This is a genomic window from Paenibacillus hebaui (assembly GCF_051934385.1).
Classification (GTDB): Bacteria; Bacillota; Bacilli; order Paenibacillales; family Paenibacillaceae; genus Paenibacillus.
In genome coordinates this window covers 4,531,517-4,551,946 of sequence record NZ_CP196836.1, presented here as the reverse complement: position 1 = coordinate 4,551,946, position 20,430 = coordinate 4,531,517, and the positions used below count along the sequence as shown (strand labels likewise).

At 34.0% G+C, this 20,430-nt stretch carries 39 protein-coding genes; 35 read left to right on the top strand and 4 right to left on the bottom strand.

Going from position 1 to position 20,430, the window contains the following annotated elements; translation table 11 throughout:
* The first annotated feature begins 3 nt into the window (after positions 1-3).
* The 3 genes from ACR32F_RS20600 to ACR32F_RS20590 all read left to right on the top strand — a co-directional run bounded on the left by ACR32F_RS20600 (position 4) and on the right by ACR32F_RS20590 (position 895).
* Entirely contained in the window at positions 4-207 is a 204-nt protein-coding gene (locus ACR32F_RS20600) for a hypothetical protein (RefSeq protein ID WP_440110264.1), read from the top strand.
* A 16-nt stretch (positions 208-223) separates the two neighbouring features.
* Positions 224-556 (top strand): hypothetical protein, encoded by a 333-nt coding sequence (locus ACR32F_RS20595; RefSeq protein ID WP_440110262.1) that lies wholly within the window; start codon positions 224-226, stop codon positions 554-556.
* Between the two features lie 123 nt (positions 557-679).
* Positions 680-895 (top strand): hypothetical protein, encoded by a 216-nt coding sequence (locus tag ACR32F_RS20590; protein ID WP_440110260.1) that lies wholly within the window; start codon positions 680-682, stop codon positions 893-895.
* A gap of 86 nt (positions 896-981) precedes the next feature.
* Here ACR32F_RS20590 and ACR32F_RS20585 read toward each other — a convergent pair whose 3' ends face one another.
* Positions 982-1,512: a helix-turn-helix domain-containing protein gene (locus ACR32F_RS20585; protein ID WP_440110258.1), complete on the bottom strand. Its 531-nt coding sequence runs from the start codon at positions 1,510-1,512 to the stop codon at positions 982-984.
* A gap of 13 nt (positions 1,513-1,525) precedes the next feature.
* Complete coding sequence (locus ACR32F_RS20580) at positions 1,526-1,606, bottom strand: hypothetical protein (protein WP_440119963.1); 81 nt, start codon at positions 1,604-1,606, stop codon at positions 1,526-1,528.
* A 411-nt stretch (positions 1,607-2,017) separates the two neighbouring features.
* Here ACR32F_RS20580 and ACR32F_RS20575 point away from each other — a divergent pair, with 411 nt between their 5' ends.
* The 10 genes from ACR32F_RS20575 (at position 2,018) to ACR32F_RS20530 (ending at position 7,361) form a co-directional block, all read left to right on the top strand.
* Positions 2,018-2,359, top strand: a complete 342-nt coding sequence (locus tag ACR32F_RS20575) for a hypothetical protein (protein WP_440110256.1) — start codon at positions 2,018-2,020, stop codon at positions 2,357-2,359.
* Positions 2,360-2,392: 33 nt separating this feature from the next.
* The gene (locus ACR32F_RS20570) at positions 2,393-4,195 is read left to right on the top strand and encodes a Helicase associated domain protein (RefSeq protein ID WP_440110254.1); all 1,803 of its coding nucleotides are present in this window, start codon (positions 2,393-2,395) and stop codon (positions 4,193-4,195) included.
* 18 nt (positions 4,196-4,213) lie between these two features.
* Entirely contained in the window at positions 4,214-4,369 is a 156-nt protein-coding gene (locus tag ACR32F_RS20565) for a hypothetical protein (protein ID WP_440110252.1), read from the top strand.
* 84 nt (positions 4,370-4,453) lie between these two features.
* Complete coding sequence (locus ACR32F_RS20560; protein WP_440110250.1) at positions 4,454-4,630, top strand: hypothetical protein; 177 nt, start codon at positions 4,454-4,456, stop codon at positions 4,628-4,630.
* A 162-nt stretch (positions 4,631-4,792) separates the two neighbouring features.
* Positions 4,793-4,984 (top strand): hypothetical protein, encoded by a 192-nt coding sequence (locus ACR32F_RS20555; RefSeq protein WP_440110248.1) that lies wholly within the window; start codon positions 4,793-4,795, stop codon positions 4,982-4,984.
* Positions 4,985-5,760: 776 nt separating this feature from the next.
* Positions 5,761-5,910, top strand: coding sequence for a hypothetical protein (locus ACR32F_RS20550; RefSeq protein WP_440110246.1), 150 nt, complete (start codon positions 5,761-5,763; stop codon positions 5,908-5,910).
* Between the two features lie 80 nt (positions 5,911-5,990).
* Positions 5,991-6,176, top strand: a complete 186-nt coding sequence (locus ACR32F_RS20545) for a hypothetical protein (protein ID WP_440110244.1) — start codon at positions 5,991-5,993, stop codon at positions 6,174-6,176.
* Between the two features lies 1 nt (position 6,177).
* Positions 6,178-6,606, top strand: coding sequence for an HD domain-containing protein (locus ACR32F_RS20540; RefSeq protein WP_440110242.1), 429 nt, complete (start codon positions 6,178-6,180; stop codon positions 6,604-6,606).
* Positions 6,607-6,625: 19 nt separating this feature from the next.
* Positions 6,626-6,832 (top strand): hypothetical protein, encoded by a 207-nt coding sequence (locus tag ACR32F_RS20535; protein WP_440110240.1) that lies wholly within the window; start codon positions 6,626-6,628, stop codon positions 6,830-6,832.
* Positions 6,833-6,899: 67 nt separating this feature from the next.
* The gene (locus tag ACR32F_RS20530; protein WP_440110238.1) at positions 6,900-7,361 is read left to right on the top strand and encodes a hypothetical protein; all 462 of its coding nucleotides are present in this window, start codon (positions 6,900-6,902) and stop codon (positions 7,359-7,361) included.
* A gap of 73 nt (positions 7,362-7,434) precedes the next feature.
* Here the strand turns inward: ACR32F_RS20530 and ACR32F_RS20525 are convergent, their stop codons facing one another.
* Positions 7,435-7,632 (bottom strand): hypothetical protein, encoded by a 198-nt coding sequence (locus ACR32F_RS20525; RefSeq protein WP_440110236.1) that lies wholly within the window; start codon positions 7,630-7,632, stop codon positions 7,435-7,437.
* A gap of 169 nt (positions 7,633-7,801) precedes the next feature.
* Between ACR32F_RS20525 and ACR32F_RS20520 the strand changes: the two genes are divergently transcribed.
* From ACR32F_RS20520 to ACR32F_RS20455, 14 genes are all read left to right on the top strand, one after another.
* Positions 7,802-8,005: a hypothetical protein gene (locus ACR32F_RS20520; protein WP_440110234.1), complete on the top strand. Its 204-nt coding sequence runs from the start codon at positions 7,802-7,804 to the stop codon at positions 8,003-8,005.
* Between the two features lie 45 nt (positions 8,006-8,050).
* Positions 8,051-8,431 (top strand): hypothetical protein, encoded by a 381-nt coding sequence (locus ACR32F_RS20515; protein ID WP_440110232.1) that lies wholly within the window; start codon positions 8,051-8,053, stop codon positions 8,429-8,431.
* Between the two features lie 10 nt (positions 8,432-8,441).
* Positions 8,442-8,750, top strand: coding sequence for a hypothetical protein (locus ACR32F_RS20510; protein ID WP_440110230.1), 309 nt, complete (start codon positions 8,442-8,444; stop codon positions 8,748-8,750).
* 33 nt (positions 8,751-8,783) lie between these two features.
* Positions 8,784-8,990: a hypothetical protein gene (locus tag ACR32F_RS20505; protein WP_440110228.1), complete on the top strand. Its 207-nt coding sequence runs from the start codon at positions 8,784-8,786 to the stop codon at positions 8,988-8,990.
* Between the two features lie 32 nt (positions 8,991-9,022).
* Positions 9,023-9,208 (top strand): hypothetical protein, encoded by a 186-nt coding sequence (locus tag ACR32F_RS20500; protein WP_440110226.1) that lies wholly within the window; start codon positions 9,023-9,025, stop codon positions 9,206-9,208.
* 33 nt (positions 9,209-9,241) lie between these two features.
* Entirely contained in the window at positions 9,242-9,424 is a 183-nt protein-coding gene (locus tag ACR32F_RS20495) for a hypothetical protein (RefSeq protein ID WP_440110223.1), read from the top strand.
* 275 nt (positions 9,425-9,699) lie between these two features.
* The gene (locus tag ACR32F_RS20490; protein WP_440110221.1) at positions 9,700-10,035 is read left to right on the top strand and encodes a LytTR family transcriptional regulator DNA-binding domain-containing protein; all 336 of its coding nucleotides are present in this window, start codon (positions 9,700-9,702) and stop codon (positions 10,033-10,035) included.
* A 99-nt stretch (positions 10,036-10,134) separates the two neighbouring features.
* Positions 10,135-10,518, top strand: coding sequence for a hypothetical protein (locus ACR32F_RS20485; protein ID WP_440110219.1), 384 nt, complete (start codon positions 10,135-10,137; stop codon positions 10,516-10,518).
* 299 nt (positions 10,519-10,817) lie between these two features.
* The gene (locus ACR32F_RS20480; protein ID WP_440110217.1) at positions 10,818-10,976 is read left to right on the top strand and encodes a hypothetical protein; all 159 of its coding nucleotides are present in this window, start codon (positions 10,818-10,820) and stop codon (positions 10,974-10,976) included.
* An 82-nt stretch (positions 10,977-11,058) separates the two neighbouring features.
* Positions 11,059-11,880 carry a zinc-ribbon domain-containing protein gene (locus ACR32F_RS20475; protein ID WP_440110216.1) on the top strand — a complete coding sequence of 274 codons (822 nt, stop codon included), beginning with the start codon at positions 11,059-11,061 and terminating at the stop codon, positions 11,878-11,880.
* Between the two features lie 13 nt (positions 11,881-11,893).
* Positions 11,894-12,256 (top strand): cyclic-phosphate processing receiver domain-containing protein, encoded by a 363-nt coding sequence (locus ACR32F_RS20470; RefSeq protein WP_440110214.1) that lies wholly within the window; start codon positions 11,894-11,896, stop codon positions 12,254-12,256.
* Between the two features lie 24 nt (positions 12,257-12,280).
* Complete coding sequence (locus tag ACR32F_RS20465; RefSeq protein ID WP_440110212.1) at positions 12,281-12,457, top strand: hypothetical protein; 177 nt, start codon at positions 12,281-12,283, stop codon at positions 12,455-12,457.
* A 64-nt stretch (positions 12,458-12,521) separates the two neighbouring features.
* Positions 12,522-13,121, top strand: coding sequence for a hypothetical protein (locus tag ACR32F_RS20460; RefSeq protein ID WP_440110210.1), 600 nt, complete (start codon positions 12,522-12,524; stop codon positions 13,119-13,121).
* A 289-nt stretch (positions 13,122-13,410) separates the two neighbouring features.
* The gene (locus ACR32F_RS20455) at positions 13,411-13,689 is read left to right on the top strand and encodes a recombinase family protein (protein WP_440110208.1); all 279 of its coding nucleotides are present in this window, start codon (positions 13,411-13,413) and stop codon (positions 13,687-13,689) included.
* A 39-nt stretch (positions 13,690-13,728) separates the two neighbouring features.
* Here the strand turns inward: ACR32F_RS20455 and ACR32F_RS20450 are convergent, their stop codons facing one another.
* Positions 13,729-14,211, bottom strand: coding sequence for an RsfA family transcriptional regulator (locus ACR32F_RS20450; RefSeq protein ID WP_440110206.1), 483 nt, complete (start codon positions 14,209-14,211; stop codon positions 13,729-13,731).
* A 240-nt stretch (positions 14,212-14,451) separates the two neighbouring features.
* Here ACR32F_RS20450 and ACR32F_RS20445 point away from each other — a divergent pair, with 240 nt between their 5' ends.
* The 8 genes from ACR32F_RS20445 to ACR32F_RS20410 all read left to right on the top strand — a co-directional run bounded on the left by ACR32F_RS20445 (position 14,452) and on the right by ACR32F_RS20410 (position 20,169).
* A complete protein-coding gene (locus ACR32F_RS20445) occupies positions 14,452-14,820 on the top strand; it encodes a type II toxin-antitoxin system PemK/MazF family toxin (RefSeq protein WP_440110204.1) in 369 nt (122 codons plus the stop codon).
* A gap of 484 nt (positions 14,821-15,304) precedes the next feature.
* Positions 15,305-16,621, top strand: a complete 1,317-nt coding sequence (locus ACR32F_RS20440) for a DNA sulfur modification protein DndB (protein ID WP_440110202.1) — start codon at positions 15,305-15,307, stop codon at positions 16,619-16,621.
* Positions 16,618-17,637: a phage lytic cycle repressor MrpR family protein gene (locus ACR32F_RS20435; RefSeq protein WP_440110200.1), complete on the top strand. Its 1,020-nt coding sequence runs from the start codon at positions 16,618-16,620 to the stop codon at positions 17,635-17,637. The genes ACR32F_RS20440 and ACR32F_RS20435 overlap by 4 nt, the downstream gene beginning before the upstream one ends.
* 128 nt (positions 17,638-17,765) lie before the next feature.
* On the top strand, positions 17,766-18,413 hold the full coding sequence (locus tag ACR32F_RS20430) for a hypothetical protein (RefSeq protein WP_440110198.1): 648 nt from the start codon (positions 17,766-17,768) through the stop codon (positions 18,411-18,413).
* The gene (locus tag ACR32F_RS20425; RefSeq protein ID WP_440110196.1) at positions 18,406-18,936 is read left to right on the top strand and encodes an accessory gene regulator B family protein; all 531 of its coding nucleotides are present in this window, start codon (positions 18,406-18,408) and stop codon (positions 18,934-18,936) included. Before ACR32F_RS20430 ends, ACR32F_RS20425 begins: the two co-directional genes overlap by 8 nt.
* A complete protein-coding gene (locus tag ACR32F_RS20420; protein ID WP_440110194.1) occupies positions 18,933-19,067 on the top strand; it encodes a cyclic lactone autoinducer peptide in 135 nt (44 codons plus the stop codon). The genes ACR32F_RS20425 and ACR32F_RS20420 overlap by 4 nt, the downstream gene beginning before the upstream one ends.
* Positions 19,068-19,134: 67 nt before the next feature.
* Complete coding sequence (locus tag ACR32F_RS20415) at positions 19,135-19,506, top strand: hypothetical protein (protein WP_440110192.1); 372 nt, start codon at positions 19,135-19,137, stop codon at positions 19,504-19,506.
* A 291-nt stretch (positions 19,507-19,797) separates the two neighbouring features.
* Entirely contained in the window at positions 19,798-20,169 is a 372-nt protein-coding gene (locus ACR32F_RS20410; RefSeq protein WP_440110190.1) for a hypothetical protein, read from the top strand.
* The last annotated feature ends 261 nt before the right edge of the window (positions 20,170-20,430 follow it).

Here is a 20,430-nt window from a genome sequence, read left to right as displayed (position 1 = left end):
TCCATGAGTTACAATGAAGAACTTAACGATATATGGGATGAAGCTTTGAAAAAGTCTATGTGTAAGTGTAAAACAGATGATCATTGGGCACAACTTATGGCTGGTCAGATCTTTTGCAGTAAATGTGAAACACAAGTTACCGAACAAAGAACAGAGACCATTAAGAGAGAATCTATGAGAATCAGGGGAAATATTAATTTTAAATAGAAAGGAAGATTTATTTATGAAGATCAAAGTATTCCAATTTCCTATGTGGGCGGTTTATAAAAACATCCTTAAACTTGAGTTAGAGGAAGATATTACACCTGCGGAAGTAGGATACATTACATTAGATTCTTTTGATCGAGATGAGTGTTGGCATTTGGGAAACTGGGGCGCTTGGGCAGAAGAAAAGCCAGAAAATCTCCATTACGATGGAAGAAGTTTTTCAAGCGATGTTGTTTTTTTAAATCCAACGAACAACAGATATCATTGTGCTTTGCCCTTCGGTTGGTTCGAGGCAAACAGTCTCGATGAAGTAGTTGATTACATTAAAAATTATAGTTTTGAAAAATAATAAAACTTCAATTAGTTTTAACTCTCACTAGATACATACCAAATGCTTGTGAAAGTCTGATATCATTTAATGTTCTCGTCCAATGTGATAAAATAGTGTTGTGATATAAAGGAGGTGAAATACATGCTGATGGTAACCCGAACTACGTTTAACAACGCAAAAGTTGAGACTTCTATAATGGAGTTGGACGGTCGTACATATATTGTCCATTTACATTCAATTGGTGGATTCACTTGCTATTTGGAGGACTTCGAAACTCGCAAAAGGTCTATATCTGAAAAATGTAATGAAGCAGATGAAGCAATTGAAGATGCTTGGAACAAAATCATCAAAGAGTAGCCTTCGGGCTGCTTTTTGCTTTTCAAAGAAAAGATTAAACGATATAGATCTGCCTTATTACTTTAAATTATTTAATAGATATAGTCTTAATAAGGTAGACCATGTCCATGTGCGAAAAGGTTTGCAGTTCTAATTATTTCTTCTTCAATATCTTTTAACTTTTCATTTGGCACGTAAGGAATGGCATTAAAATAATCAAACAATACTGTGTTATTATCTACCAACTGTTTTTCGAAACGGTTAACTGTCTCAGAGTAGACATTGAACTTTTCGTCATCAGATTGAGCAAATGGTCTCGATGAATTGTATTCCAAATCCTTTTCTGGAACCGATTTTTTGATTTGAGATTGGTTAAATAGTAAACCAGTAAGAGTTCTAATGCATTCATCTATGTGCTTTCTGATTGTTGTATCTAAATGTGTTGCCCCTATTAAAAAATCCACACTTTCTCCCATCAAATTAGGAAATTTAGAAAGAGTATCTAGATTGGGTTCACATTTCCCACACTCAATGTCGGTATATTCTTGAATTGTTATTCCCACATGATCAGCAAGCTGCGCCTGTGTTAAATTTTTGTTTTCTCTGATGAATTTCAATCTTGCAGAAAAAATCTCCATAAAAACCCCTCCACTATTTAGAATTTTGTATATGAACAATTACATCTTCTAGTTGACATTCAAGTTTATCGCAGATGTCATCAATGATTTTCATTGTAACATATTCGTTGTGCCACACTTTAGCAACAGTGGATGATGAAGGTCTATCAGTTTTACGATTTTAGAAATCTTTTTTAATTAAGATTTATTTGTGGTAGTTCAAGACCTATCATCAATATCATTCCCCCTTTATTGCTATTTTATAACGTATGGGAGGTATTTACAATTATCTTCAACACCGCAAAATATTTTCAGTTAATGGTCATGTTGAGCGAATGGGAAAATGGTAGCAATGATACCGTCAATATAAAACAAGGTGATCCTAGTGTTCACTTAGAACGTTAGAACGTTTAATACTACTAGTGATAGAATAAATACTCAATTATAATAAAATAATATTGAAATAATTAGTAATATCATATATACTATATATAACGAAACTTAAAGAAAAGAAGGGGATAAACATATGAATCCAATACAATTTATCAAGAACTTAATTAAAGAGTATCGTCACAAGCGTTATGAAGAAGAGTATTACAACTTATCAGAGCGAGAGCAATCTTATTGGTCTCTTTATATGTATCAGATGCAACGTGAAGCTATAGATGTATTCTTTAAATCATCCACACCCTGTGCAATGCTTACTATGTCTCTGATGGATCGAACTAGACAGACACGACCAGAGTGGGAAGTAATGTTGAGGGTGATGGAGATCAAGATGAGACGAAAAAGTAAATTTAAACCTCAGTCATTCATTTTAGAAACAATGTACTCGGAAATGCTGGATGAGATAATTGAAAGTAAATAAAATACATTAAAATAATACTGGAGATGAATACATATGAATATCGAATTATACCCACACAACCAAGAAACATATGAAAAAATTATGGAGACGTGGGAAACGAAGAATCGTGTGGCAACTGTACAGGCAACTGGAACAGGGAAGAGTATGCTTATCCTTAAATGCCTCTATGCTTATCCAAAAGTCAAGAAAGTCGTTTTGGCTCCATCTCATCACATCTTGAATCAATTGGCTGGCAAGGTTGATGCGTTACCTAATACATCCCTTATGACATACTCTAAGTTGGCTTTGATGACAGAAGAAGAGATTCAAGAGTTAAATGTAGATATGATTGTACTGGATGAGTTTCATCGTTGTGGTGCAGAATCGTGGGGTAGCGGAGTAGGCAAATTGATTGATACATATTCGGACGCTAAAATTTTGGGTACAACAGCCACACCTATTCGTTATCTTGATGGTGAGCGTGATATGACAGATGAACTGTTTGATGGAAATGTTGTAACTAACTTATCTCTGCCACACGCAATCGTAAAGGGCATTTTGCCTATGCCTAGGTATGTATCTGCTTTGTACACATTTGAAGATGAGATTTTAAACTTAAATGAAAAAATAATCAAATCAAGCAATAGTGATGAAGATAAAGAGGATATGAGAAAAGAAGTAGAACAAATGAAAAAGAAGCTTGATAAGAGTAAGGGAATCCCTGTTATTCTCAAGAAACATCTTGGTAAAGCATCGGGCAAGTTTATCGTATTCTGTCGTAACACAGAACATCTATTTGAGGTCAAGAATACAGTTGCAGAGTGGTTTATTAAAGGGAAGGTTAATTCTAAAGTTACTAGTTATGAAGTATATACTGGTAGCGATAAAAAGGATGACCATATTATTGAGCAGTTTAGAAATGTAAAGGTCGATGGTTCTATTCATTTGCTGTTCAGTATTAATAAATTAAACGAAGGGTTGCATGTAGATGACATTGATGGAGTTATCTTCTTGCGTTCAACCGTCTCACCCATTATTTATTATCAGCAACTGGGAAGAGCATTGAAAGCTGGAGGCAACACACCAACCGTATTCGATTTTGTAAACAACTTCAATGGAATTAAAAGTAACAAATTTGTACAGGAATTATATGAAACTTTTGAATCAGAAAATGCTGGACGAGCATCAAATAATCAAGAACAGTTGAATATTGAGGATTTCACTATCTATGATGAGATGCAGGACGCGATGGAACTTTTTGGTGGGATTGAGGGACAGTTAAAAGATAATTGGGATGATATTTTTAAGCGATATTGTAACGGTGAAGAAAGTGATCAACTTGAAAGATGGAAAAATAAACAGAGAGTGCTCCAAAAAAACAAATCTTTGGATAGGGATAGATTTGTGTTACTCGATCAAACAGGTTTTGTGTGGGAACCATTAGATTTAAATTGGATAAAATATTATTCCGCTTTAGAAAAATATTATTGCACATATGGACATACAGATGTACCGCCTCCATTTGTAACGGGCGATATAAAGTTGGGTGAGTGGGTGATTAGACAGAGAAGAAGATATAATATTGGTAAATTAACAAAAGAAAGAATTGAAAAGTTAAAGAAACTTAAGTTTTTATGGGCTGCTAGAGACGAGAAGTGGGAAATTAATATTATGTTATTGAAGAATAACGCATCCTTTAGTGAGAATCCAACCTTTAAGAATTGGTGTGCAAACACAAGACAACGATATAAAAAAGGAATACTCTCACAAGAAAAAATTGATCAGTTGAATGCGCTAAGTTTTGAGTGGGAGCCGATACGAGGGCGTTCTAAAACAAAGCAACTCCAATCCGTTTAAATGCATAGGAATGAATATATGAATAAAAACACTAAAATAATCGACCTATCAAAATATAGCCCTCTTACCAAAGATAAAAAAGAGATACTCAAATCTCATATGGGAAGTGCAACATCAGCTATCGATATGAAAAAAGTAAAAGATTGGTGGGAGTATGGATGTGTAAAACGATGAAGGAACCTTTGCCATTGAATGTAACTTTGCTAACTCTGAGAGATAGGAGCAGTAATATTCAATTGTGATAGGAGAGTGATTGAAATGGCTGGGAAAAAAGGAGGAAAACGAATGGCTGTTAGTCTTCGTGAACGACCGACTCTTGAAGGAAAAGATGCAGAACGTTTTATTAGTAAAATGAAAAAAAATGAAGAGTTTATGAAAAAGCATGCCGCAAGAAAAATTAAGGAGTACCATGACAAACTTTCTAGAGGAGAATGAGAATTATACACTTACACAAGTCACCCACAACCATCGTAGATTTTGCATCTAAGAGAAGAGAAAAAGCATTGAAAAACTATCCAGCTCCTAAGCCTATTAAGAGATTGACAGAGGAACAAATGAAATCAACCGAAGCAAAACGCAGACGAGAGGATTGAAATTATGAATAAAGTTAGACCAATTCGTCCAACGAAAGTTACAATCAACAGTGAAGAAGAATATAGAGCATTTGTTGATTTTGCTCACGGTGTTAATCAACCTTACGATCCAATCATTGAAGAGGTAAAAGAAACATTCAATAATCATGTTCGTGTACCTAAAAAGGGTAGTATTGAACACAAATTGATACAATAACGCTTGAGAGGATATCCAAACTTTAAGAATGCTATTGCCAAAGAACTAATTGATACCTATAATATCGATCCTGACTTAGCCATTAAATATGCGTTCAGCGAAGAGATTAGCGATCAAATTATGGATGACATTGCTTGGTCGCAACACATGGGGCCAGAATATTGGGCAGATACCGCTATGGATGAATTTGTGAGGTGAGGACTTTGCTTCTAGATTGGCTAAATGGGCATTAAGGATTATTTGGAATCTAAATATCAAAGAGTAGCCTTCAGGCTGCTTTTTCTTTTGAAAGATTAATTTACTTACCCATATGGACAGTTGATGCTAAAATGTATACACATATAACATCTTAGAACTGACTGGACGGTGGACAATATGAATATTGTTAAATGTTCAAGAGAAAAATGCAACAACTATAGAAGTAGTGGTGATGAGTATGGAATGTGCTTCGTATGCGAAGGTCGTAGGCTAAACGATATAGAAAAGATCGCTGCTAAGAAAATTAAGAGTGCTTCAACGTTTAAGACCAAAGATGAAATAGATAGGTTTGACTATGATGTTTGCACACTGAAAAGCTGTAGAGCAAGAGTTTTTATGAGAGGTAGATGCAAGAAGCATTATATTGAGTTTATGAAGAAGAGCAAATAATCTTAATCAAAAAGAAACGGAGATGTTTAAAGCATCTCTTTTCTTTATTCTAATTATAATAAGATAATACTTGCTTTGTTTAGTGTAATAGATTATAATAAGATTATCAAATAGAAGAGGTGATCACGATGTACCAAGTGGTTGTCATTGAGAAAATTCTTGGTAAGATTACAGAGAATACATATGGATTTCCAACTAGAGAGCAGCGAGACATGTACAAGGAATTGTGTGAAGATGATGATGTAATTATTATTACACGGGAGCAAGTTGCAGTTTGAATGATACTATAATTTCATAAGGAGTTGATGATGTGAAGAGACTTTCTACAACCGCTGTTTACATGACAGGAATTCTATGTATGGAGAAGAAAGAACTTGAGGATCAACTAGAAATATTAGTCGATTCAGTAAAAGACAGAAGAGATTATGACAATAGTGATTTTAAGGCAGTACATAGTATTATCAAAGACAAGACAACGCGGTATGTTCAGTTAATAAATGAACTTGATACATTAAGTAAATTACCATTGAATAGTGGGGGTTGAAATGCCTAATTTAAATGTAGCAATCAAGATTGCAGCCGAAGCACATATGGGCCAATTTGATAAAGCGGGAGATCCTTATATCCTTCATCCTTTGCGGGTTATGATGCATCTTAATACTGAAGCAGAACGAATTGTAGGAGTACTACACGATGTACTCGAAGATACGGAGGTTAACGTAACCGAACTGCTAAAACAAGGCTTCAGTGGGCAAGTAATTGAAGCTCTGGGGAGCGTAACAAGAAGAAAAGATGAGACTTATTTTGACTTTATTCAAAGAGCAAAACAGAACGAGATTGGAAGAAAAGTTAAATTGGCTGATCTGAAGGATAACATGGACTGGAGCCGAATTAAAGTGCCATCTGAAGAAGATATGAAAAGAATGCAGAAGTATCAGAAAGCTTACTATATACTGATGCAAGACCAAAATTAAAAAAGAAGGGGTTGATCAAATGTTGGAGGAAGAAAGAGAGATTTATGTTGTCATTTACACAGAAACAAAAAACATTATGTACTGTGGACATAATATCAATGAAGCAAATGGGTGGCTAGAAATGTCACACTATTCTAAAGATGAGGCTGATAAGTATCAGCTGAGTATCTATCAAAATGGAGCATTAGTTAATGAAGGAATCAAAAAGAAAATTAAATTAAAATGATCCTTTTATGAGTATTTGCTATAATCAGTAAATGAAATAGAATCAATTCAAAAACAGGGGGTAAATCATGTTCTTTTTAGCTAACATCATTGAGAGATATGGGTATGCAATCAATTTGATACATAAAGATAATGAGCACTTAACTTTAGAAGGGATGTATCAGGACGACAAAACTTCTGGAAAAGTTCTCATTAGAAAAGAATCACTATCTACGGTTACTCAGTTGTTCATGGCTGCAAATTATTGTATCGCTAATGGAGTTAATGTCCATATGGACTATCTTGTAGACATACACTCACATGATACAGTTAATGGATATCTGGGATTACTGACAGATGAAGACGCTTATCAAACTTTGAACATTGATCTTTCCACAAGAGATAAAGATGAATTTGAAGTGTTGTTATTGGCCCCTCCTTGTATCAATGGAGCTTTTAATGGTCTATATGTGGGGAAGAAAGTAAACCTGCACCACACTGCTTTCAATATCTTCAATCCGGATTACGAGGAAGACCATAATGATCAATGATTGATTTATGAAACATATAATGTATACTTCATTAAAAAAATAAACGACCCCAACAATCGGAGTCGTCAACCAATTACAATTCGATTAAAGTAGCATTTGTTTCATTTGTATCAAACTCTTTAAGAATAATATCTTCTTCATCTACTTGATATTCATTGCGATTCAATTCAGAGATAACGGCTGTTTTAGCGGCCTCCTCTGAATCTGCGGAAACAATACAGTATTTTTCATCAAGTGAAGATAAAGAAAAGCTTGCAATGTAAACATTCATTTTTGTTCGCTCCTTTAATGAGGTCTATTGAACTAGATTATCTTACCAAAACAATGGACAAGTTACAAGTGAACCCGTATTAAAGGAAGCTGTACAACTGCAAGAGAGCTTGAAGATACTATTGGAGTTTAGCTTACGAAAAGATTATTTTACAAGGAGATGAGCTAGCGTGAAATGTGCAGCATGTGAACATTCCTATGAACTTAGTTCGTGGGAAGAGGGTTATGAGCAAGCAGAGGATTTTATCCATTTGAGATTAAGTAATGAAGTTGAGGTATTGTCTGGTGGTGGAATGTGGGAAAGTGCTGAACGGCATCAATTGTTTGCCTGTCCGAAGTGTGGAACTGTTAAGATACAGGTTTGGAATAGTTAAGTTGGTAAAAGGATTCTTTCAACTAGAAGTAAGGAGATGATTATAGTGAATTATAACTGCCGTATTCTCTGCGTTATGATGGTAAACGGTGAGGTTGACGGAGAAAAGTATGTCATCAATGTTAAAGACGTATTGCATGTACAATCTCAGTCTATTGATAAAATGAAATGGTTTGTGTATATCCCCTCAATAAAAAAATATGACTGGATTGATAAGTACCATTTTCAGTTTCTAGTTGATAAATGCATTACATACCCCAATTACTTTGGGGAGCTTCAGCTACCTGTGATTAGTGAGGACGATCATTCCTATACTTGTATTCAACCAAGTGGTTACGTGACGTGGGTTTCAAAATTAGATGCGGCAACAGTTCAGGATTACGCCGAGACGCAAAAGATCAATTGTGACGATATCCGTTTCAGATAGGGGGGAATCGATGGATTATATTAAATTGCTATCATCAAAATACAATCTAATTCTAAGTTGGTCTAGACATGGCGTGACTGTTCTGGAGAGTGATGAGTTATATATTCAACTAATAGAGCCACACCATGGGACAGACTTTCAATATTGTCTACGAGCAGAATTTCCTGAAACAATGGATCGATGGAGTGTAGCTTTATTCGAGGAATATTTCATTAACGATGGTGGGTTTAAACAGGTATTGGAGGTGCTCGATGTATTTATAAACGATAAAATAATATTTGTAAATGAATACAATAAGAAGAGTTTTAGGTTGGAATAAAAGAAGTAATTCACTAAGAATATGGAGGAATTTATGAGTAAGAAGTTAATCTGCCATGCGCCTCATGAGCCGTATTTTACTGTTAGCAATATTTATCCAGTAGTCAGAGAAGAAATTGATTTAGGTGATATTCCGTTTTTTATCATTATGGATAACGAAGGAGACGAGTATAGTTTTGCAGCAGTATCGGGTCATGGTGAATACAGTTACGATTTTAATTTTTATCTAATGGAAGAGTAAGTGAAAAAGTCTTTTAGAATGGAGATAGAGAAATGACAACAACCACAGACAATGTAAATAAAGATGATGATGTGTATCTGGTTTTAAAGTGGAATGATGGATGGACACTTGATTATATTGGACATGCTTCAAAAAAGGAAGCGAGTGATTACATTGAGAGATGTACGAGAATATTACGTGTCACTAGGCAAGATTATATGATAGCTAAAATCGTTTAATTATAATAAAATAATATAAAAGGAGAAATGATAATGAACACATACAATATTATTGTAAACAATGAGGTAGTTGAAGCAGTAGAAGAACAGGGGCGTTGTAAGGATACTATTGCCCACATCCTTATGGATAGAGTTTACTCACTCACAATGCAACTCAAACAGGCTGTAGACGTTCGCATAGAGCAAACCGGGGAGGCTTACTACTACAATGTATAAACGTGGCAAGAGGCTCTTAGATGGGACTATGTGGGTGCAGGATCACGATGGTGCATGGATGAGTCTAAAAGAAGCTGCTGAATTATATAACAGAGATCGCAATAATACATATTATAAGACGAGAGATTAATTCTCCGTCTTTTTTATTATGATAAAATAATATTGACTAATTTTAATTGGAATGATATGATATAGGTAGTTAGAAAACGCTGTGATGTAAAGAGAAACATTGTATTGGACTAGTATTACATAAATTAAACATGAGGTGAACCCATTTGAATATACCTGTAATTGATACTATGACCAATGAAGTTAAAACCGTAAATGTTTCTGATGTAATGTATGTTACTAGGACTGGACTTAACGGATCGGTTATCAATTTAGTTGCCAGCGGCATTGAGTATAAGATGTTGAGTAATATTGAATTGCTTAGACATCTACATGATAAAGAAATGCTCATCAAATCAGATAGAGCGACGTATATAAATCCATTGAAAGTAAGAAGATTGAATAATGTACAAATGTCTGCTGAGTTTGATAATGGAAAACAAGCCAGCGTCTCTAAAATGGCATTTAAGGGAATAGAAGATCGTTTAAGTAAAACTAAGTAGTGTGTGAGGCGTTGCTGCTATATAATTGAGATAAGAATATAGTGGCAACATACATAATGATTGTGAAAGGTTTATTTCATTTAATTGGGAGGATACATAATGAGCATAATGTCTCAAAAGGTTGAGAGTTTAGGTTATTGGGTAACCTACAATTATTTTGAAGGTGAGGTTATTTATTGTCCAAACTGTAAACAAACTCTCATTGATTATGATTTGATTCTTGAGAATAATTGGGAATGTCCAGAATGTAGTGTGAAGCTCGTTGTTCAAACAGAATGTGATGGAGTTAAAAGATCAGTTGAAAGAATGCTTGTAGATGAATTAGAGGAAGGTATGCTCATAGTAGTGGATCGTATAAATTCAATCCACGAACTTTTATCCATCCAGGTATACTCTCAAAGTACTAAATTAAGGCTTAGGGGATTCGGGTCAATTGACGCGCAAGAACATAAATATTATGAAAATGTACTAGGATCGTGGTGAAACTTGATCAAGTGACTGTTTCATAATATTAATTTGAAATGGAGTGGGAAAAGTGGAGACAAATAATGGGGATTTTGAGAAGATTACTCGCCTATATCAAACTCAATACTTTAAAGAGGATAATACATACCTTAGCGAGGGTTGGATTTTGCTTAATATTCATACGACTGACAGCGGACACCCTGTAGAACGAGATCAATATACGGTTTTCACTCTTGGCTGGGATAGTGAGAAAGGCGAAGTGAGAATGCCATAGTAGTTAGATCAAATGGCTATTTTACATGAAGGAGGATTTTGTCATGATTATTGAATATCTTATAGGGTTTGTTGTTTGTGGTATTGCGATTATTCCTCTTGCTTTCATGTGTAAGGAACAATTAATTAAAAAACACAGGAAGAAATTAATTGATAAAGCGATAAATGATTGTATTAAAGAAAGCCCGATTAATTCAAAGTAAAAGATGTGTTTCATGAAAATTGGAAATAGATAATTATTATCATAGTGCTATAATGGGGTGGTATAAAAGAGAGGTGCTAAAAGTGGTAAAACTAAAACAATATAAATCATACTCAAATGAAAAGTTTTTTATAGGTATGAAAGTAGGAGAGAAATTTAACTACTCACCATATTCTTTGTTTTGGGGAGACATAGTTGAGGCCGCTCAAAAAAGCGGAACCTCAATAGAGAAATGTGGTATTGGTTCGGGAATTGTTGTTTCTAAATATAATACCAAAAAGGAATATCCGGCTATAATAGAAAAAGAGGTAATTATACCAGATCATTTAAAGAAACATAAAAATTATTTAAAGAATCTTAGACCCGATATATACAAACAATTACATCCAACTAAGAACAAAAATGTTGATATAGAAGAGCTTGCTGTTTCGAGCGATAAAAGAGTCTGGTGGCTTTGTGTTAATGGGCATGAGTGGTCTACTGCTGTCTTAAGTAGAACTACTGCTGGTAAAGGGAATTGTCCTCATTGTTGGAGAGATAGAGAAATAAGCGGAAACAACTTTCTGAAGTCTCATCCAATTCTTTCTGAATATTGGGATCGTGAAAATAATGGAGACTATAGACCTGAAACTTGCACAGTTAGGGATGGTATTCGTATTCATTTTAAATGCGACAAAGGACACCAATTCAGCAGAAAACTATACAACAATCTCCCCGATGGATGCCCAAAGTGCAAAATACAAACAAATTACAGTTCACGTTCGTTGAGCAAAGAGGATGCTATGCTGGTTAAAAAGTTGTACAGAGAGGGCCATAAAAAAATAGATATAGCCCGTGAAATGGGGATTAATTACACTACTATTAAAAATATAATTAGTGGAACAACTTACAAAGATATAGAGTAATGGAGGTGCGACCATGACAGATAAGGTTAACCTCTACGTAGATGACCTCAGAGACTGTCCAGATGGCTTCGTGGTCGCTCGTACATATTATGAAGCTATACATATACTTGAGACCAGAGAAGTGGCTATTCTAACATTAGACCACGATCTAGGCGAGGATGTGGATGGCGATGAATTACCCAATGGATATGACTTGGTTAAGTATTTTTGTGAGCATGGATTAAGAGCTGATAAGATATACATACATACAGACAACCCTGTAGGACGACAGAACATGTATGAGACTCTGTTGGCAGCTCAGCGAAGAGGATTCATTGCAGAAGATATTGAGATTTACCATTATCCTATAACGGTGAACAAGTATTCTGGTGAGTAATTTTATAAGAGGGGGAAATTAATAATGCAAGCTGTTGTAACAGATAATTCTGGGTACAGCTCGACTCATGGAAAAATTGAAGATCTATTGTCATTGGGTGAACAGGTCGAAGTCCTGTATCAAGATGAGTGTTGCTTTAAAATTAAAAAAGTAGATGGATATGAGGCTACTTTAAATATTGATAGGTTTAAGACTTTGTAAAAGGCATGTTTCATAGAGAAAATGTATCGAATATAATATTGGTTAACATAAGGAGAAATTGTACATGAAGAATTTTAAGTCCTATTTATTTATCTCGGCTCTAATAGTGTTAATGGCGGGATGCTCTGAGAAGAGTGCGGAGCCCGTTATTCAAGAACCAGCCAGTAAGGAAAGCAGCTCAGTTGACGTTTCAACTGAAGATAGTAGTAGCGATGCTGTTAGCGAGTCTGTAACTTCAGTCAGTGAAAGCGATATGGAACCAAAAGAAACAAAAGAAGAGATCGACGATAAAAGTGTTCCAGAGGATTCTCAGATTGATACGTCGGTATTTGTGTATGCTCAGGATATAAAAGTTACAGATGCATTAGATATAACAAATCATATAGACGTAGCTGTATATATGAGTGAAGACGTTGGGAAAGGATTAGCTGTGCAGCATGTATTTACACAGACATACGATTTTTTACAACAAGATAAGGTAAAAGAAGCTAAGACTGTTACTATTGGAATAATGAGCGGGGATTTCAGAATTACACAAATTACGGTTGATATGGGTAAGTTTGAAGCAGGCGAACACTTTATCCATTCTGTAATGGGTGCTTCTAAAATCGACAAGATGGACGATGATGTTAGGGAGTACGGAGAATCATTGGAATTGTGGTAGGTCAATTAGATAAAATGCAAGTTGTACATAGAATATGGGAGGAGTGTTAGCCATGAGGAATATACTTTTAAAATGTATTGTGTGGTTTAATGGTGGAGAAATTTATTATGAGAATGGAAAGCAATATGTTCAATTACAGAAGATTATGGGAATAGGTAGAACAGGATACAGCACTATGATTAATTATGAGGTTCGATATTTTCTTAGAATACCAATCTTGCTGCCAGTAAGCACAACAAACTAACACTGATACAGATTTATGATTTAACACAACGAGGAGGTAAGAATTATGCGAGGAACGTGCATTGTTAGATCCAACGTTCAACATGGAATTAATGAACAGATGAAAATAATATTGGCTTTCGCCCAGTCGGAAGGAGTAAATGTTAATCATACTGTTATTATTGAATCAGATGCAGATTTGAATGATATTGACTTCACAAATACAGATTGTTTGATTGTTGTTGATGAATCCAGAATATCTAGATATAAAGAAACGTTCGAGAACTTTAGAGACAAACTTGAAGAATTAAATGTCTCCCTAAAGGTTATTAACTCAACTAAGTAAAATGTAGATTAGATAAAGATATATAATTAAACCCACCAATTAAATGGCGGGTTTTTTGTTTTGTTCAAATAGCCCTAGTTCAGCAGCCTTTGAAAGTAACAGTGCTAAAACTTGTTGGTTCTGTTTGGTATCATACATCATCTCAGAACGACGAGATTCAATTTCTAGCGATACATCCTGTATCCTTTTGAGTAAGGTTTGCTTCTCTGTTTCGGTTTGATGTAGATCATCCTTGAGCTTTATAAGACAAGAAATAATACTATCGATGGAGAGAGATTCGTTTGACTTAATTTTGTTAGACTTTCTGTTGAGTTTGATTAACTTAGCCTTAACTATAACATCCAAATGCTTATGCCTGACATTCGAATTCCACCTAAATCCACAAGCAGCCGATGTACGTTTTAGTTTTTCACTGACATCATCAAATGCTTTTAATTGAGTCTTTCCTGTTTTTATATATTCCAAAACTGTATTTGTTAGCAGAGTATCATCTTCGATACTCCATTCATCTTTTCTCTTCATAAACCCACCTCAAAATGATTAGATTAGTGTTAATACCATATATATCCTAAAAGTCAATAGGTTATTCACCATATACAGCAATATTTTAGTCGGCTACTAAAAGTTCTTGACAGAACAAACGTTCCGTATTGTCAGAATAGATGATTACATCTATAATGATAATATAATACTAGTAATTAAGTACATAAATAACGTAGTGAATATAGATTAGAAAAAGATAACCAATAAGGAGTGTTGATCATGGCGGTAGCAATCGAACGAGTTATGAACAAAGTTGTAAAAAGACTAGATATGTGGAATGCTGATCTAGGAGAAAACAAAGGAAGCGTACAAGGAGGAGTTAGACCAGTAGTAATTGTAGGCAATGATATGGGTAACAAATATAGTCCCGTAGTGATGGTCTCACCAGTAACATCAAGAGTGAAAAAGCCAATGCCTACACATGTAAAAGTAAATAAAGAGGATCTTGGACTTTATGAAGATAGTATTATTCTGTTAGAGCAGGTTATGACTATTCCAAAAGATAAACTCGATTTTAAAATCGCCGCAATTCCTAATCACCTTGCTGGTGCAATTAACAAAGCACTGTCGCTATCACTATCTTTGTAATATTTTACCTCTTGCTTTGATTTGATCATATAGGTGAATATAATACTACATACAAATATCAAAGAGGGTGATCCGACTGAAGAGATACCAATTAATGAAGCTGGTTGAATATGATGAGAAGAGTAATTTGCGGACTTGGAAATATACAAACATTAGTACAGATAAACCCCATGAACTAAACAATTTCATGTTCAATGGCTATAGAGTATACGACACAATAGAGGATAAAGTAGTAAGAACAAATCTAGATTTACATAGATGGTTACATGACAAAAGTCTCTGAATGAGGCTTTTTGTTTTGTTTTGCAATGGGGTAGATTGTGTAGTAATATTGATAATGAAATGAAAATAGAAGTATAGAATGTAATGTGAAAGGAGAGTACAGATAACAAGGGATGAAATTATAGTACATATATTATTTTTGATGCTAATTGTATTATCTTTAGTTATTTGTGCTATAATGCTTATTAGAGGTGACTACATAATGAAAGTTGAACGAGAAGAAATTGAAAAAAGAGTAGTTGAAAATTTAAAAAGCTTTCAAAATTCCAGACAAAAATTATATGAGTTAAATTTAAAACTTATGGATCACAATGTGCCTTTTGGAGTGGTTCAAACTATATTTCAAAATGAAGAAAATATTGCGGATCTAGAGTTACATGTTTTGATTGGAATAACACTCGCCTTGTTTGATTTGGGCGAGGAGTCTCTAAACCCTGATGAATTATATGGTAATAGAGAAATACGTGATGCAAAAATATTACTTAATGAAAAACTAATAGATCGTATTTATCTGCCATTGACATTGAAAGATGTATTAAGAGTGAAATTTGATAGTTACATAACCATGATACGGATTGCCGATCTAGTTAAAATGGTTGAGAGTCAATTAATTATTTATGATGAAGAAACTCAACGTGGTGTTGTCTATAAAGAGAGTAAATCTGGAGGAATTGTTAGATCTCCAATTGTCAATAAAGCAAGCGTTAAAAGAATATCTAATAAGGTGACAAAGAATCAATATTTTGAAGATATGATTACTCTGAACGTTTACTCAACGGAAGTTGACCCCGTTACCTATGATGAAGAGTCTAAAAGTCTAATTATAAATGATGGGGTGGTCATATCTATATTGGATGGATTTCACCGTTTACAAGGATTTACTGCTGCCATAAACAACAATCCCAACATTGATTTAACTGAGATTTTATCAATTAGAGTTTACGATTATGAAACAGCCAAGCGGTTTTTTAGTCAGATCAATACAATTAATGTGTTGAAAAAGGAACGAAGAGATGAACTTGCTCAAGAAAGAATGTCAGATAAAGTAGTTTCAGATCTTCAGAGAAAATCTGAAATAGGGGAGCAGATTGCTTCAGCCACATCTGTAAATGATTTGATTGGCGAATTAACAACCTTTGATATTATGTCTTATGCGATTGACCATGTATATGAGTTTGAGAGACAGTTAGACGTTATTAAAACTGCAAAATATCTAAACGAGTTTTTTGCATATCTGGTGGGTACATTCCCAGATGAATTTTCAAATGACGTTAAAAAGCGCAAGAATCGAATTATGACTCACCCATTGATGTTTATTGGATACATTGTACTGTCAAAGTTTATGAAAGAAGCTGAAATTGATTTAGGTGATATTGAAACCCATATTGATAAAATAGACTTTAAAGATGAAAAATTACTGTCTCTTTTATTGAAAAGAAAGTCCTTAACAGGGAATAAAAGAATTCGTGAAATGATTTGTGAGTATTTTGTCCAAGTTTTTGGAGGCGATAAAAGATGAATAGAGTATATAATGATGAATTTTATAATGAGAGTCAAAAGGAAAGATTTTTAAAAGATCTAGGAGAATCCACTAAAAAAGCTTACTCAAGAGTGTTGAAGAGAGTATCTATAATGGAGAATAAATTAAATAAAGACTTATATGATTTCAACCTACAAGAAATTTCACAATTTTTCTTACTTTTAAAGTCCACAAAAATATCGTCTTTACAACAGACGGGATCTATTGTAAAGATGTACATTGATTGGGCTATTGAGCAGGATTTGCGTAAGGATAATATTAATCCTTTAGCTGCTGTTGCATCATTTGACTGGTATAGCCAATTTGTAGACGACAGTCAGCAAACTCTTTTTAATGAAGATGATATTGCAGAAATAGTAGATGGTTGCCTTAATTATCAGGATAAAGCAATGGCACAGGGAATATTCGAAGGTATACTCGGAAGAGAAAATAGTGAATTGCTCAATATGAAAATGAAACACATATCGGCAACAGAAGATAAAGATAAATTTAGGGTTAAATTGTTTAATGATACCCTCACTGGTCGAGAAAGCAGAGAAATAACGATTTCTAAATATTTATATGATATTTTAAGAATAGCAAATGATGAAGACAAGTACATTAAAAACAACGGAATACTAAAGCCAAATATAAAAATTGATCACAATGAATTAATTGAGAATGACTATATAATCAGGTCGGCAATCAACTCTAGAGTAAAACAGGATATTGACGAACCTTCCCCATCTCAATTGGTAAATAGAAGAGTTGCTAAGATTTCTAAGTGGTTCAACCTGCCTCTCTTCACAATTGTCAACATCAGAAATAGCGGGATGTTAAGAATGGCTAAGGAATTATACGAAAAGCATAAGCAACTTGAAATAAAAGAAATTAAAATTATATGTGACCATTATAATATAAAAAAGGATAGGAATGGCGCTTATCACTTTGGCACAATGAGGGCAGAGTTTCTAAATGTGGAGACAATAAAAAGAGTATATAAATTGGAAGAATAGAGTGAAAACTTTATTCTTCTTTTTTTGTATTTTTGTTGTTGACTGATACGGGGTCATATGATATATTTAGTTTATGAATTACATATTATTTTATCATAATAAAAAAAACAACAGAACGGAGAAGTTAGATGATAGAAGGTATTTTATACGCTTCGATGAGTATGTTAGATGGGATATCGATATTTATGTTTGCGTTCGGATGTTTCAAGATCAGCTTTAGAGATTATTGGAAAGAAATCTTAGCAACAAACATTCTTATATCAATTGGAACATTCTTTCTTCGTGATAACGAACTGATCCTAGGTTTCGTACCAGTCATTTGCTTTATGATGCTTGTTGTTTCATTAACATTTTATTTTAGAATTAAAGTTTGGGGAAGTATAAAGTTAGGGCTATATGGATTTGTTGCACAAATAATTTCGCAATTTACTGTAGCTGCTGCATTTATGTTTGGATACCATATGGGTTTTTCAGAAGCATCTCAAATATTTGGATTCAACATTCAATTGATTGGTGATGGGCTGCTGATCGCTTTAACGCTAATGCTTCAAAAAAGAAGAGTCTGGTTCACAACAATGTCCCATGACTATAGCTTCAGAATTAAGTTAAATAAGATAAATGTTCTCAGTTTATTAATATCAATAGTAATTATATCATTTATGTATAACATTAAGTCAGTAGACAATATTTTTCTAACCTTGTTTTTCTGGGGAGTGTGCTTACTAAATTTAATGTACATAGATATCAAAAAGGAGAAAAGTGGAATATATGATTGATAGCTTTGCTACAAAAATTTCAGTCAGACTGGTAGAAAATTTTCCAGATGAGTTACCACCCCTAGGGATAACTAGATATGGAATTAAGTTTTTAATATCAAACATCCTACCTGTTATAATTTTAGTGGTTGCAGGGTTGTTCATGAATACGTTATCGGATATAGTAATATGCTATCTAGCATTCTCTATTTTAAGAATGGTTTCGGGTGGATATCATGCCAAGAATCCAGAAATGTGCTTGGTGATCTCTACAGTGTTGCTGATCTCTATCGCAAAGTTTGGGTATCTCTTAAGTGATTATTTATTAATAATGAATATTTTAAGTTTGATCTTAGTTGTAGTCTTTGCTCCCTCAAACATTGAGAATCAGACTAAAATACTCCAGAAGCATTTTAAATACCTTAAGATAATTTCCATCACTATTATATTAATTAGTTATTTGTTAGATAATTATTTAATCGGCTCTTCGCTGCTAATTCAATCCCTTCTTCTAATTAGGCTGAAGGGAGGTGAAGTAAAATGACTAAATCGAAAATGATTAGAATGGGCATGACTGCCTTTGGATTTTTGTTGACGGCAGTAACAACGGCAGGTGTCAATGTTGCAAGTTGGACAGTGATACACAATGAGGAAGTACCGCAGGAAATGAAGTAAAAGTATAATGGATAGCTCTTCGATTAAAGTTAGTTGGAGAGCTATTTCAAACAATGAGGTGGGAACTTTGGATAGAATCATGGTTCAAAGGAAAGAAGGTAAAAAGATAAGTGACGAGGCCGAATGGATAAATGCCGATGATATAAAAAGATGTGGAAAAGAGATGTTTACAAAGAAAGAATACAAAGTCGTTATATATACCGAATATGGAGAGTTTGTACATTGTTATAGTAATGATGCATTTTTAAGATTGATGAACGAACGTCATGGGATGATGCTTACAGATACAGGAGTACTGGGCAATCTGATGAAGATGAAGGATATAGATTATGAGAACGGTAAGGTGTACTTTGACGAGAAAAAGGAAGAGTACATAACTATTGCACGTAGCAAGACCAAGCTGGTTAGGGAATATATTAAAAAGCTGTTTGGAAAATAAGCAGCTATACATAGAATAAATCGAATCAAAATAAAAAATATGTAGAAGATCTATATCGCTATGAGGATTACAGGTTTTATAGTATAATAAATACGAACACAGGTTCTATTAATATCATATTCGACATGTTACGACATCATTTTGGATTTCATTCCATATTTATGCACCTGTCAAGATAATTTAGTCGGCTACCAAATGTGATTGTCAAGTGTATAATGATGGATTAATATTAGTACATAGGTAGAATTTACATCAAGATAACATATTATAAAGACGAGAGGGTTTGAGTCTATGCAAGAACAACTGGATATGCTTGGTATCAAAAAAAATTCTTTAGAAATTGTAGCCATGATCGAATTTTTGTTTGCAGATAAAATTGATGTGTTATTAGATCGCTGTTTCGATGAGTCCGAGGAATACATCCATACATTTATTTATGATTATCGTAAACAAATGATTAAGATAACGAGATATGTATCTTATTATGAGTTTGAGGATACATATGTTAAAGATAAAAAAGAAGCACTGGAACGTTTGTTTCAGGAGTATATTAACGATGCTAAGTTAGCAGGGCTTCGTTGTAATGACCCAATGGTAATTTACAATCGACATATTGGCGACCCTGAAATTAGATTTAATAGATTTGCTATGCAATTTAGATAGCCGGGGTTTCCCGGCAAGCTTTCAATAATAATAAAATAATACTTGACGATAATTAAGTTGTGAAATATAATAAGAGAGTAAGGTTAAAGAAATACAAACGAAATAATAGTTTCATCAAGAAATTGAATCTGAGAAGAGAAGCATACGAGAGCATATGGAGGAATGACAGAGATTAAAACAACACGCTTTGCGTGATTATATAAACACATCATTCAGGAGGCGTGACTATGAGAAATAGAGCATCACCAGTAAAGAATGAGA